This window comes from Humitalea rosea (assembly GCF_003253705.1).
Classification (GTDB): domain Bacteria; phylum Pseudomonadota; class Alphaproteobacteria; order Acetobacterales; family Acetobacteraceae; genus Humitalea; species Humitalea rosea.
The window spans coordinates 64,918-76,845 of record NZ_QKYU01000018.1; the positions used below are offsets into that span (position 1 = coordinate 64,918).

Here is an 11,928-nt window from a genome sequence, read left to right on the forward strand (position 1 = left end):
GATCAGGTCGCCGGGAGGGTATAGAGCTTGTTCGGTCGGATGACGGCGCCACGCCGTGTTGTTGTGACGGGCATGGGAATCGCCTGCCCGCTCGGGCTCGGCGTGCCGCATGTCTGGAAGCGCATGCTCGCGGGGGAAAGCGGCATCGGGGCGATTCAGTCCTTCGATACCACCAACCTCGCGGCGAAGATCGCGGGCCAGGTGCCGAACGGCACCAAGGCCGACGGCGGCCTCGACCTGAACGAGTGGATCCCCACCAAAGACCAGAAGAAGATGGACCGCTTCATTCAGCTCGCTCTGGTGGCGGCGACGGAAGCGGTCGAGGACAGCGGCTGGATGCCGGAAGACGAGGAATCGCGCTGCCGTACCGGCGTGATGATCGGCAGCGGGATCGGCGGCTTGCCGACGATCTTCGAGGCCTCGATCCTCATCAGCCAGGGCAAGCAGCGGCGCATCTCGCCCTTCTTCATTCCCTCGGCGTTGATCAACCTGGCTTCCGGCCACGTCTCGATCCGCTATGGCTTCAAGGGCCCGAACCACAGCGTCGTCACCGCCTGCGCCACCGGCGTGCATGCGATCGGCGATGCCGCGCGGCTGATCGCGGTCAATGACGCCGACGTCATGGTCGCCGGCGGGACCGAGGCGGCGGTGGCCGAGATCGGCATGGCCGGCTTCTGTGCCGCCCGCGCGCTGTCGACCGCCTATAACGACGATCCCACCAAGGGCAGCCGCCCCTGGGACGAGGGCCGCGACGGCTTCGTCATGGGGGAGGGCGCCGGGGTTCTGGTCCTGGAAGAACTTGAGCACGCCAAGGCCCGCGGCGCGCATATCTACGCCGAGGTCATCGGCTACGGCATGTCCGGCGACGCCTACCACATCACCGCGCCGGCCGATGGGCATGAGGGCGCCTTCCGCGCCATGCGCGCGGCGCTGGAAGACGCGCGGATGCAGCCCTCCGACATCCAGTACGTGAATGCCCACGGCACCAGCACCCCGCTCGGCGACGATCTGGAACTGGAAGCGGTGGAGCGACTGTTCGGCGACGAGGCACGCAACGTCGCCATGTCCTCGACCAAATCGGCCATCGGGCATCTGCTCGGCGCCGCGGGCGCGGTGGAGGCGGTGTTCAGCATCCTCGCCATTCGCGACCGGGTGGCACCGCCGACGCTGAACCTGGAAAAGCCCTCACGCGAAAGCGCCATCGACCGCGTCGCCCTGCATGCGCAGGAACGGCCCATCGATGTGGTGCTGTCCAATTCCTTCGGCTTCGGTGGCACCAATGCCAGCGTGATTTTTTGCCGAGCAGCCTGACGCCGGAAAAAATCACCGCCTTCGGTGCAACCGCCGGTCACGGCGCATACTTCACCGGATGCCGATGCGATTTTTCCTGAGTCTCCTCACCCTGCTCCTTCTGGCCGGGGCGGGCGCCGCTTGGTGGGGCCGCGAGGCCATTCGCGCCCCCGGCCCCCTGGCAGCGCCGATCCAGATCGTCATTCCGCGCGGCGGGGCGACGGCGATCGGGGCCATGCTGGCTGAGCGCGGCGTGGTCTCGGATGGCCGGGTTTTCGCGGCCGCCGCCTGGATCACGCGGGATGAGGGCCATCTGCGCGCCGCCGAATTCGCGCTGCCGGCCCGCAGTTCGATCGTCGAGGTTCTGGGCATCCTGCGCCATGCCCGCCCGGTGCAGCGCCGCCTGACGATCCCCGAGGGGCTCGCGATCCGCCAGATCATCCCCATGCTGGAAGAGGCCGAGGGGCTGGTGGGGGATGTGCCCGCCTTCGCCGAGGGCGCCTTGCTGCCGGAAACCTACACCTTCGAATGGGGCGACACCCGCGCCTCGATCGTGACCCGCGCCGATGCGGCGATGGATGCCGCCTTGGCCGAGACCTGGGCCGCGCGCGCGCAAAACCTGCCGCTCGCCTCCCCGCGAGAGGCGCTGGTCCTGGCCAGCATCGTGGAGCGGGAGACCGGCCGGGCCGATGAGCGTGCCCGCGTCGCCGGCGTCTTCATCAACCGGCTGCGCCGGGGCATGGCGCTGCAATCGGACCCGACGGTCGCCTATGCCGCCGCCGCCGGTCCGCTCGACCGGCCGATCAGCCGGGCGGATCTGGACCGCGATCACCCGTTCAACACCTATCGCATCCGCGGCCTGCCCCCTGGCCCGATCGCGTCCCCGGGGCGGGATGCGCTGGTGGCGGTGACCCGGCCGGAAGCCAATGACTTCCTCTATTTCGTCGCCGATGGTCGGGGCGGGCACGTCTTTGCCCGGACGCTGGAGGAGCACAACCGCAACGTCGCGAAATGGCGGGCGCTCACCCCGTAACGGCCTCGGGTCAGGACACCCGGTCGCGCGTCGGAGGCTGCGTGCCGTGCATCCGGTTCCGGCCGCCCCGCTTGGCGGCGTAGAGCGCCGCATCGGCGGCGGCGACCAACTCCTCCATCGGCAGCCCCGGCTGTGGCACCAGCGTCGCCACGCCGATGCTGAGGGTGACGATGCCGCCCGGATTGTCCAGATGCGGCATGGCCTCGGCCCGCACCAGGGTCAGCAGGCGCTCGGCGACCACCGCCGCCCCCCAGCCATCCGTCCCCGGCAGCAGCACGGCGAATTCCTCGCCGCCAAGGCGTGCCGGCAGGTCCGTGGTGCGCTGCTGCACATCGGTGAGGACCGTGGCGATCATCTGCAGGCAGGCGTCCCCGGCGGGGTGGCCGTAGCGGTCGTTGAACAATTTGAAGTGGTCCAGATCCACCATCAGCATCGCCACGGGCAGGTCCTGAGCCTGGCCCCAGACCCAGGCGGAGGCCAGCGCCTCGTCGAAGCCGCGGCGGTTGGCGAGGCCGGTCAACGGATCGGTGCGGGTCAGGCCTTGCAGCGAGCTGTTGGCGACGGCCAGCTCATCATTGGCTTCCTCCAGTCGCGCCTCGCGCAGGGCGATCTGGCTGGTCATGGCCATGAAGGCGAGGCGCAGCTCCTCCAGCTCTCCGGGCAGGCGTTTGTTCGTTCGGCTGGGCAGCGGCTGGCCTTGCCGCACCGCATGAGCGGCATCGGCCAGGATCCGCACCGGGCGCAGGATCAGGCTGCGCGCGACGAGGAAGGCGAGGCCCAGACCGGCCAGAGCGGCCAGCGCCGCCAGCCCCAGGGCAAGTATGAAGCGTTGATGGGCCGTGGCCAGCACCAGGCTGCGATCGACCGAGGCCGCGAAGACCAGCCCGCGGGTGTGGTCATGCGCGAAGCCGGCCATGCGCCGGCTGCCATCGCTGGCCAAGCGCTCGGTATGGCCCTCGGGAGCCGAAAGCAGAGCCTGCGTGAAGGGGCTTTGGGTCGGCATGGCACGGCCCACCTGCGGCCACTGGGCCAAAAGGGTGCCGTTCGGATCGAGGATGTCGACGGACACATCCGCCGATAGGGTGCCAAGGTTGGCGGAGGTGACCAGCGACCGCGCCAGCGCGAGCAGGTCGAGCGAGCCGAGGATCACGCTGGGACGGCGCGGCCCGTCCGGCAGGACGGTGCTTGTGATCCGCTGTGCGACCGGGATGAGCACGCGCCCGGTAATGCGCGAGACGATGGCCGATCCGACGGCGAGCCCGTCACGGCTCAGCGCCTGACGGACATAGGGGCGATCCGACAGGTTGATGCCAGGGGAAAAATCGGTCGAAAGGCAGATGATGTCGCCCCAAGGCCCGATGACGCCAAAGCTCGCGAGGACTGGGCTGGCTGCAGCGATCGTTCGCGTGCGTGCGGCGCATTCCTCAGGGTCCGCGACCCAGTCGAACGGCGCGTCGCCGATCAGGAACAGCGTCGAGGCGGCGGTGACCAGCGCCTCCTCATGCATGGCCACACCGAATCGGGCGATCTGGATCAGCCGGGCGGAGATCTCCCGTTCATGATCACGGCGCCCCGCATCGGCGACGTCCCAGATCAGCAGCATAAGCGGTGCCATCGCCAATAGCATCAGCACCCCAAAGACAGAGCCGATCCGAAGGAACCGTGGGGAGTCGCGTAAAAGCATCATTCAGTATAGGCAAAAATTTTCTTCAGTCTTGATCCTCATGTGTTCACATTTGCGCCGATTTTGCCGGCATGCGTGCCATGAGCCGGTGCCGGAGCCCGGGCGGCAACGCCCCAAACAGCCGTGCCAGCACATACAGCCGGCGTGGAAACACCACCCGCAGCCGCCCTGCCGCCAGCCCGTCGAGCACGCGCTTCGCGGCGGCTGCGGGCGACATCAGCCAGGGCATCGGAAAGGCATTGCCCGCCGTCATCGGGGTCCGCACATAGCCTGGGCAGACCGCCGAAAGCCGCACCCCGAAATGCCGCTCGGTCGCATCCGTCGCCTCCGCCCAGCGCTGCACCGCCGATTTGCTGGCGCAATAGGAGGCAGCGCCCGGCGCCGCCACAAAGGCCGCGATCGAGGCCATCACTGCCACTCGCCCCCGGGTGCCATCCCGCCCCGGCGCCTGTGCCCGCATCGCCGCGAGCGCCGGCAGCGCCACATTCAGCACACCGTCGAGGTTGGTGGCGAAAATCGCCCGCACCTGGGCCGCACTCTCCACCCCGTCGCCGGCGCCCGCGCTGATGCCGGCATTGGCGATCAGCAGGTCGATCCGGCCCATCCCCGCGATCCAGGCGGCGCAGGCTGCGGCATTGGTGACGTCGAGCAGCTGAATCCTCACCTCGGCCGCCCCACACTCCGCCGCGACCGCCGCGACCGCCGTGAGCCGCCCCGCATCGCGCCCGGCCAGGTGCAGCACCACCCCCGGTGCCGCCGCCGCGCATGCGATGGCGGCGCCGAGGCCGGAGGAGGCCCCCGTGATCGCAATGCTGGTCCACTGCCGCATGCCTTGTCCTTCCGCGCCGGGCAGGGGAGAAGGCCAGCATGGCGCTCTCTTCCATGACCGGATTTTCCCGCACCCAGGGAAGCCTGCCCGATGGCACGGTGTTCGTCTGGGAACTTCGCAGCGTCAATGGCCGCGGGCTCGACCTGCGGCTGCGCCTGCCGCCGGGGCAGGAGGCGCTGGAACTGCCGCTGCGGGACTTGGCCGGCCGCCGCTTCTCGCGCGGGAATATCCAGGCGACGCTGACCCTGCAGCGCGAGGCGCGGGCCATGCGCCCCACGCTGGACCCCGCGGTGCTGGATGCCGTGCTGGCCGAGGCGCTGGCGCTGGCCGCCCGCATCCCCAACGCCCCGCCGCCCCGCGCCGAGGCGCTGCTGGCGCTACCTGGCGTGTTCCGCGGCCGCGAGGCCGAGGCCGACCCCGTCGCCGATGCCGCCGCCTCTACCGCCTTGGCCGCGGGCTTCGAGGCGGCGCTGGATGGGCTGGTCGCCGCCCGCCATTCCGAGGGCGTGGCCCTGGCCGGGATCCTCGGCGGGCTGCTGGATGAGATTGCCGAGCTGCGCGATGCCGCCGCCACCGAGGCCGCGCGGCAGCCCAGCGCGATCACCCAGCGCCTGCGGGCTGCGGTGGCCGAGCTGCTGGACGGCGACCGCCGCGTCTCTGAAGAGCGCCTGGCCACCGAAATCGCCCTGCTGGCCCAAAAAGCCGATGTGCGGGAGGAGTTGGACCGCCTTGCCGCGCATGTCGATGCGGCCCGGGCGTTGCTCGCATCGGGCGCGCCCAGCGGCCGCAAGCTGGACTTCCTGACCCAGGAATTCGGGCGTGAGGCGAATACCACCTCCTCCAAGTCGCAAAGCCTCGCGCTGACCCGCGTCGCGCTGGACCTCAAGGCCGCGATCGAGCGGTTGCGCGAGCAATCGGCCAACCTCGAATGACCCGGCGCGGCGTCTGCCTGGTGCTCTCGGCCCCCTCTGGCACCGGGAAATCCAGCGTCGGCCGGGCCCTGCTGGCGCGCGAGCCGGAACTGTCCCTGTCCGTGTCGGCCACCACCCGCGCCCCCCGGCCGGGGGAGGTGGAGGGGGTCCATTACTACTTCCGCAGCCTGCCCGAGTTCGCGGCCTTGGCTGCGGCCGGGGCGATGCTGGAACACGCCGAGGTCTTCGGCCGCCACTACGGCACCCCGCGCGCGCCGGTCGAGGCCGCGCTGGCGGCGGGGCGTGACGTGCTGTTCGACATCGACTGGCAGGGGCATCAGCAATTGCGGCTGGCGCTGCCGCAGGATGTCGTGGGCGTCTTCCTGCTGCCGCCGTCGCTCACCGAACTGCGTCGCCGCCTGGAAACCCGCGCCCAGGATGGCCCGGCCGAAATCGAGCGCCGCATGGCCTCGGCCCATGACGAGATCGCGCATTGGGCGGAATTCGACCACCTGCTGCTGAACGACAGCTTCGAGGCGACGGTCGAGGCGGTTCGCTGCGTGCTCCATGCGGCGCGCTCGGCCCGGCACCGCCAGCCCGGCCTCGCCGCCCATGCCGCGGCCATGCTGCAACGGGAGTACTAACCCCATGCAGATGATGCTGGAGGTCGTGGCCCCGGTCTTCATCATGATCGGCCTCGGCTATCTGGCGGGGGCGCGGCGGATCGTCTCGGCGGAGCAGTTCCGCGGGCTCAACCTCTTCACCTTCAGCCTGGCTGCGCCGGCGCTGCTCTTCGCGGGCGGCACCTCGGGGCATTCGGCGGGCGGGGGCGCGGCGTTGGCCTTCTTCCTCGGCACCATGGTGCTGTATGCGGCGGTGCTCTGGGGCGGGGTGAAGCTGGGGCGGATGGCCCTCGGGCCGGCCGGGGTGCTGGCGCTGAACATCACCTTCGGCAACACCGTGATGATGGGCATCCCGCTGATCCGGGCGGCCTATGGCGAGGCGGGGCTGTCCATCCTGCTGACCATCCTCGCGCTGCATTCGATGGTGCTGCTGGGCACCGCGACGGTGGTGGCCGAGATCGGCCAGAATGCGGGCGCGCACTGGCACAAGGTGCTGCTGGCGACCGTGAAGGGCGTGCTGCGCAATCCGATCGTGATGGCGGTGATGGCGGCGCTGGTCTGGTCCACGCTGGAACTGCCGGTGCCGGGCTTCGTCCGCCGCACGCTGGAATTGCTGGGCGGGGCCGCACCGCCGGTGGCGCTGTTCTGCCTCGGCGGCTCGCTGCTCGGCTTTTCGGTGCGCGGCGCCGTGGGTTCGCTGGTGGCGACCGTGGTGCTGAAGCTGCTGGCCTTGCCGGTGCTGGTCTGGCTGGCCTGCGCGCTGCTGCGCCTGCCGGCGCTGGAGACCGCGGTCGCGGTGACGGCGGCGGCGCTGCCGACCGGGGCCAATGCCTTCCTGCTGGCGCAGCGCTATTCGGTGGGGGCCGATCGCAGCGGGGCTGCGGTGCTGGTCGGCACAGCGATCAGCGTGCTCACGCTTGGGGCGCTGGTGACCTGGTTCGGTCGCTGACGAGGCCCGCAAGGGTCGCGAATTCCGCCACCGTCAGCGTTTCCGCGCGTCGCGAGCCATCGATCCCGGCGGCCGCCAACAGCCCCTCGGCGTCGCCGAGGCTCTTGAGCGATCCGCGCAGCATCTTGCGCCGCTGGCCGAAGGCGGCGGCCGTCGTGCGCTCCATGGCGCGGAACAGCGTGGGCGCGGGGTCCTCGGCGTGGGGCTCCAGCACCACCACGGCCGACCACACCTTCGGCGGTGGGCGAAACGCGCCGGGCGGCAGGCTCATCGCGAGCCGCACCTCGCAGCGCCATTGGCACAGCACCGACAGCCGGCCATAGGCCTCGGTATTCGGCGCCGCGGCGATGCGTTCGGCGACCTCCTGCTGGAACATCAGGGTCAGGCGCTCGAAGGCCGCAGCCTGCCGCATCCAGCCCACCAGCAGCGGCGAGGCGATGTTGTAGGGCAGGTTGGCGATGATCTGGCGCGGTTCCGGCACCAGGGTCGCGAGGTCCAGCGACAGCGCATCCGCCTCGACCACGCGCAACCGTCCGGCGGCTTCGGCGACCAGAGGCTCCAGGACGGCCACGGCGCGGCTGTCGAATTCGATGGCGGTGACGGTGGCGGCCGGGGTGCCGAGCAGCGCCCGGGTCAGCCCGCCGGGGCCGGGGCCGACCTCCAGCACCTGCCGCCCGGCCAGATCGCCGGCCTGGGCGGCGATACGGCGGCAGATCGCCTCATCCAGCAGGAAGTGCTGGCCGAGGGATTTGCGCGGGGCGAGGGCTGCCGCCGCGGCCGCCGTCGCCTCGCTCACCCGCGGTCGGCCGAGGCGGTCCGCATCTCGATCTGGGCGCGGCGACGGGCCTCGCGCAGCTGCTGGCGGGAGACATTCTCAAGCCGCTCGCGGACGATCATCCCACGGGCGGCATCGGGCGTCATCTCGGCGAGGTTGCGCGTCGTGCGCTCGCAGACCGCGATGATGAGCACGCCATCGGGGGTGATCAGCGGCTGGCTCACGCGGCCCGGCTGCATCGAGGCAACGATGGTGCGCAGCGCCGGGGGCAGGTTCTCCAACGTGATCGGGCCCGGGTCGGCCGGGCGCGAGCCGCTGCGGGCCGCGGCCTCGACGCCCTGGCAGCCGCCGCCGATGCGCGCCGCGCGTTCGACCGTGTCGCGCTGCTGCTGGGTCGGGTTCTGCGGATCCAGCGCGCCCACGAAGGGCAGGAAGGCCTGGCGGATCGACAGGATGGTGGCGTTCTGGACGCCGGAGATGCGACGCTGCCGCAGGGCGATGATCTGGAAGCCGCCCGCAACCCGGATCGGGTTGGCAATCGCGCCCGGCGGCATGCGCCCGAGCACATCGGCGACATCGGGATCGACCTCCTCGGCGCTGACCCAGCCCAGGTCGCCGCCGGCCAGCGCCGTCTGGCTCTGACTGAACTGGGTGGCGGCGACGGGGAAGGGCACGCCCCCGCGGAGTTGGGCGACGACATCGGCGACGAAGCGCTTCACCGCCTCCTCCTCGTCCGGGTCATCGACCGGCACGAAGATCTCGCTGGCCAGGAATTCGGGCTGGCCGCTGCGGGCGCGGCGGGCGGCCATGAATTCGGCGATCTCGGTCTCACCGGGGTTGGTCTGGGGGCCGCCCATGGCGCGGACCAGCCGGGCCCAGCCGATCTGCACGCGGATCTGCTCATACAGCGTGCGCGGTTCCACACCGGCGCCGCGGAGCTGGCGGACCAGCCCGCCGGGCGGGAGGGAGTTGCGCCGCTCGATATCCGCGATGGATTCGGCGACATCGGCATCGGTGATGGAGACGCGGCGGCGCTGGACCTCCTGGGCGCGCAGCCGCTCATCCACCAGCAGCCGCAGGATGGGGGCGGCGAGGCGCTCGACCATCTGCGGCCCGACCCCGGCGCCGGCATTCAGCGCGAAGAGGCGGGCGCGGGAGGTGACGTCCGACTGCGTCACCACATCGCCATTGACGACCGCCAGGATGCGGTTGGTCTGGGCCGTCGCCGGGCCGGCGCCGAGCAGCACCGCCACCAACGACAGGGTCTGCAGCACTCGAGGAAGACGCATCATCATCTCTTGTCCGGTTGGCTCCATCCCGCAAACGGCTCTCTCGCACAGGCGCCGCCACAGGGCCAGCATGGATGCCGTTTCGGGGTGAAGAAGGTAACGGGCGATATATTTTTCAGAAATTTGGTCACATCGCGCGGAAGCCGAAATCGCCAACGGTCTTCAGCCCAATCCGGAACAACAGCAGGGTGTTGCCGGCTTCGGCGGTGCCTGTGGTTGCGCTCTCGGCAAAGGACCGGACGAAGCGCGCGTCGAGGATCAGGCACTCGTCCTCATAGGTCGCGCTGACGCCGTAGGAGACACCACGGTCCTCCTTCAGGTCATATCGGCCGAAGACATTCGCCCGCCAGTTCTCCGACACCCGGCCGGAGACCCCGGCCGAGACTTCCGAGCGTTCCTGCACCGGCAGGATCAGGGGGTTCGGGGGCGCGAAAAGATAGCCGCCATATACGGTGGTAGTCCCGAAGGAGACGGAGGCGCCGACCTCGGTCGCGCGGCTCTCGAATGTGTCCTTGTCCAGTCGCGCCCGGGCCAGCAGGTCGAGCCAAGGGACCGGCTGCAGCCGCGTGCGCGCCACATAGTCCGAGGAGCGGCCTTCCAGCCCCGAGCCCGCCGCGAAAACCTCGTCGGTCCGATCGCGGAAGCTGCGCCCGATCAACCCTTCGAGCTGGCCGCCATTGGGGAAATACCAGGCGCTGCGGAAGGCGGCATCGACGCGGTTGCCGCCTTCCTGGCGGTCGCGGCCGCCGAAGCGGTTCAGGTCGAAGAGGTTGGTGTCGGTAAATTCGAAGTCGAGGCTGTCCTCGTTGCTGATCTTGCGCTGCGCGCCCTGGGCGGGGCCGGAGACGAGCTGCACCCGGGGCTCGATCAACTGGCGGCCATACTCGCCGGCCGAGCGCACCATCGGCAGGCGCCAGTCGATCGCGCCGCGGGCATTGCCGGTCACGCCGCTCGAATCGTCAGCCCCGGCATAATAATTCGGCGCCAGATCCAGCCGTTCCGCGGAATAGCCGATGCCGTCGCCCTGCAAGCGGTAGGTCACCTGCTCGCCATAGGAGCCGAAGGTCGGCACCTCATAGGACAGGCGGGAGGCGACGCGCCGGGCGCTGGTGCCCTGATCGCGGAACACCGCATAGCCGCCGGCATCGTAGCTCAGCCGACCGCCCCAGGAATCAACCGGCTGGACCTGCTCATAATAGACGTTGGGCAGGACGACGGGGATCTGCGCGACGTCATCGACGGAACGCAGGCCCTGGTAGGCGCGGCCCTCGATGCGGGCATAGGCCTCGGTGCCCCAGAACCCCTCGGTGAAGGCGGTGCTGGTCAGGGTCTGGCGGCTGCCGTAGCGATAGGTCCGCAGATACTGGTCCGAACTCGCGCGGTTCAGGTCGAAGCCGTAGCGCCAGATCTCGTCGTAGGAGAAGCGGCCCTTGGAGAAGATGTGGCCGGCGAACCCCGTCTGTCCGTCGCTATCGGTGCCGTTCTGGTTGCCGAGGCTGCCCGAGGCTTCCAGCGTGCCGGCATTGAACCGGTGGCGGTATTCCAACCCCAGGTTCGGATCCTGCTGCACCGAGAGCAGCGGCGAGAGGGTCAGGTCGGACTGCCCGTCGATCGCCCAGTAATACGGCGTTTCGACGAAGGCGCCGAGCAGCGTGGTGGAGCCCAGCGTCGGCGACAGGAAGCCCGACTGGCGCGGCACCGAGGGGTCCGGATGCGACAAGTAGGGCGTGTAGAAGACCGGCACCCCGGCCATCAGCAGGCTCGCGTCGCTGTAGCGCATCCGCAGGTCGTTCAGGTCGCGGGTCGCGGTACGGGCCTGCAATTGCCAGGCGAGTGGGGCGGTCGGATCGGTGGCGCAGAGGTTGCAGGCCGAATAGACGATCCGCGACAGGTCGAGGATGCGCCCCTCGTCGCTGCGCCGCGCGCCATTGGCCACGATGCGGCCGTTCTGCAGCAGATAGCCGCTGATGTCCTCGATCACACCATCGCGCAGCCCGCCCTGCAACTCCGCGCGCTCGGCGAAGAGCACCTGGCCATCGGCCTGGAGCAGCTGGACATTGCCGGTCGCGGTCGCCACGCCGGAGTTGCGGTCATAGGTGAAGCGGTCGGCGCGCAGGATGCGGTCGCCTTGCCAGGCCTCGACCGAGCCGGTGGCGGTGACGACATTGCTCGTCTGGTCGAACTCCACCGCATCGGCGGTGAAGGTGACGGGGCCGTTGCGCTGCGCGCCGGCGACGCCGCCAGCCGGGGGCGGGGCCGGGGCCGGGGCCGGGGCCGGGGCCGAGGTTGGAGCCGGGGCCAAGGTCGGAGCCGGAGCTGCCGGGGTTGAGGCCGCCGGGGCGGCCGTGTTCTCGGGGATAAGCGGCACCGGCTGCGCCGTCAGCCGCACACCCGGCGAGAGGCTGATCGCCACCACCGCGCAGGCACCCAGCAGCGATATCCGGTGCCGTAGCTGAACCGGGTGGCGGGAGGCGAAGCACGGCAGGCGCTGGGGCGCCGAATCGCCGCGCCACTTCGGTTGGAATGGGGGCGCCATAGGTTCCGC

The 11,928-nt window shown here is 70.3% G+C and carries 10 protein-coding genes; 5 read left to right on the plus strand and 5 right to left on the minus strand.

Going from position 1 to position 11,928, the window contains the following annotated elements:
• Window positions 1–39: 39 nt before the first annotated feature.
• Together fabF and mltG are read left to right on the plus strand one after the other, a co-directional pair.
• Complete coding sequence (gene fabF, locus C8P66_RS15795; protein WP_111399244.1) at window positions 40–1,311, plus strand: beta-ketoacyl-ACP synthase II; 1,272 nt, start codon at window positions 40–42, stop codon at window positions 1,309–1,311.
• Window positions 1,312–1,375: 64 nt separating this feature from the next.
• A complete protein-coding gene (mltG, locus tag C8P66_RS15800) occupies window positions 1,376–2,323 on the plus strand; it encodes an endolytic transglycosylase MltG (protein WP_111399245.1) in 948 nt (315 codons plus the stop codon).
• A gap of 10 nt (window positions 2,324–2,333) precedes the next feature.
• Here the strand turns inward: mltG and C8P66_RS15805 are convergent, their stop codons facing one another.
• A complete protein-coding gene (locus tag C8P66_RS15805) occupies window positions 2,334–3,938 on the minus strand; it encodes a sensor domain-containing diguanylate cyclase (protein WP_158537267.1) in 1,605 nt (534 codons plus the stop codon).
• Window positions 3,939–4,053: 115 nt separating this feature from the next.
• On the minus strand, window positions 4,054–4,836 hold the full coding sequence (locus C8P66_RS15810; protein WP_111399247.1) for an SDR family NAD(P)-dependent oxidoreductase: 783 nt from the start codon (window positions 4,834–4,836) through the stop codon (window positions 4,054–4,056).
• A gap of 38 nt (window positions 4,837–4,874) precedes the next feature.
• Between C8P66_RS15810 and C8P66_RS15815 the strand changes: the two genes are divergently transcribed.
• The 3 genes from C8P66_RS15815 to C8P66_RS15825 are packed head-to-tail and all read left to right on the plus strand — an operon-like array spanning window position 4,875 to window position 7,319.
• Window positions 4,875–5,768, plus strand: a complete 894-nt coding sequence (locus C8P66_RS15815; RefSeq protein WP_111399248.1) for a YicC/YloC family endoribonuclease — start codon at window positions 4,875–4,877, stop codon at window positions 5,766–5,768.
• Window positions 5,765–6,391 (plus strand): guanylate kinase, encoded by a 627-nt coding sequence (gmk, locus tag C8P66_RS15820; RefSeq protein ID WP_111399249.1) that lies wholly within the window; start codon window positions 5,765–5,767, stop codon window positions 6,389–6,391. Before C8P66_RS15815 ends, gmk begins: the two co-directional genes overlap by 4 nt.
• Window positions 6,392–6,395: 4 nt before the next feature.
• On the plus strand, window positions 6,396–7,319 hold the full coding sequence (locus C8P66_RS15825) for an AEC family transporter (RefSeq protein ID WP_111399250.1): 924 nt from the start codon (window positions 6,396–6,398) through the stop codon (window positions 7,317–7,319).
• Here C8P66_RS15825 and rsmA read toward each other — a convergent pair.
• The 3 genes from rsmA to C8P66_RS15840 form a co-directional block, all read right to left on the minus strand.
• Complete coding sequence (gene rsmA / locus C8P66_RS15830; protein ID WP_111399251.1) at window positions 7,282–8,115, minus strand: 16S rRNA (adenine(1518)-N(6)/adenine(1519)-N(6))-dimethyltransferase RsmA; 834 nt, start codon at window positions 8,113–8,115, stop codon at window positions 7,282–7,284. The two genes, C8P66_RS15825 and rsmA, sit on opposite strands and share 38 nt — an antisense overlap.
• Window positions 8,112–9,368 carry a peptidylprolyl isomerase gene (locus C8P66_RS15835; RefSeq protein ID WP_158537268.1) on the minus strand — a complete coding sequence of 419 codons (1,257 nt, stop codon included), beginning with the start codon at window positions 9,366–9,368 and terminating at the stop codon, window positions 8,112–8,114. Before C8P66_RS15835 ends, rsmA begins: the two co-directional genes overlap by 4 nt.
• A gap of 142 nt (window positions 9,369–9,510) precedes the next feature.
• The gene (locus C8P66_RS15840; protein ID WP_111399253.1) at window positions 9,511–11,919 is read right to left on the minus strand and encodes an LPS-assembly protein LptD; all 2,409 of its coding nucleotides are present in this window, start codon (window positions 11,917–11,919) and stop codon (window positions 9,511–9,513) included.
• Between the last annotated feature and the right edge of the window lie 9 nt (window positions 11,920–11,928).

Coding starts and splice junctions, on each gene's coding strand:
- C8P66_RS15840 (WP_111399253.1), bottom strand. CDS start 11,919: ATGGCGCCCCCATTCCAACCGAAGTGGCGCGGCGATTCGGCGCCCCAG.
- fabF (WP_111399244.1), top strand. CDS start 40: ATGACGGCGCCACGCCGTGTTGTTGTGACGGGCATGGGAATCGCCTGC.
- C8P66_RS15815 (WP_111399248.1), top strand. CDS start 4,875: ATGGCGCTCTCTTCCATGACCGGATTTTCCCGCACCCAGGGAAGCCTG.
- C8P66_RS15805 (WP_158537267.1), bottom strand. CDS start 3,938: ATGGCACCGCTTATGCTGCTGATCTGGGACGTCGCCGATGCGGGGCGC.
- C8P66_RS15825 (WP_111399250.1), top strand. CDS start 6,396: ATGCAGATGATGCTGGAGGTCGTGGCCCCGGTCTTCATCATGATCGGC.
- C8P66_RS15810 (WP_111399247.1), bottom strand. CDS start 4,836: ATGCGGCAGTGGACCAGCATTGCGATCACGGGGGCCTCCTCCGGCCTC.
- mltG (WP_111399245.1), top strand. CDS start 1,376: ATGCGATTTTTCCTGAGTCTCCTCACCCTGCTCCTTCTGGCCGGGGCG.
- gmk (WP_111399249.1), top strand. CDS start 5,765: ATGACCCGGCGCGGCGTCTGCCTGGTGCTCTCGGCCCCCTCTGGCACC.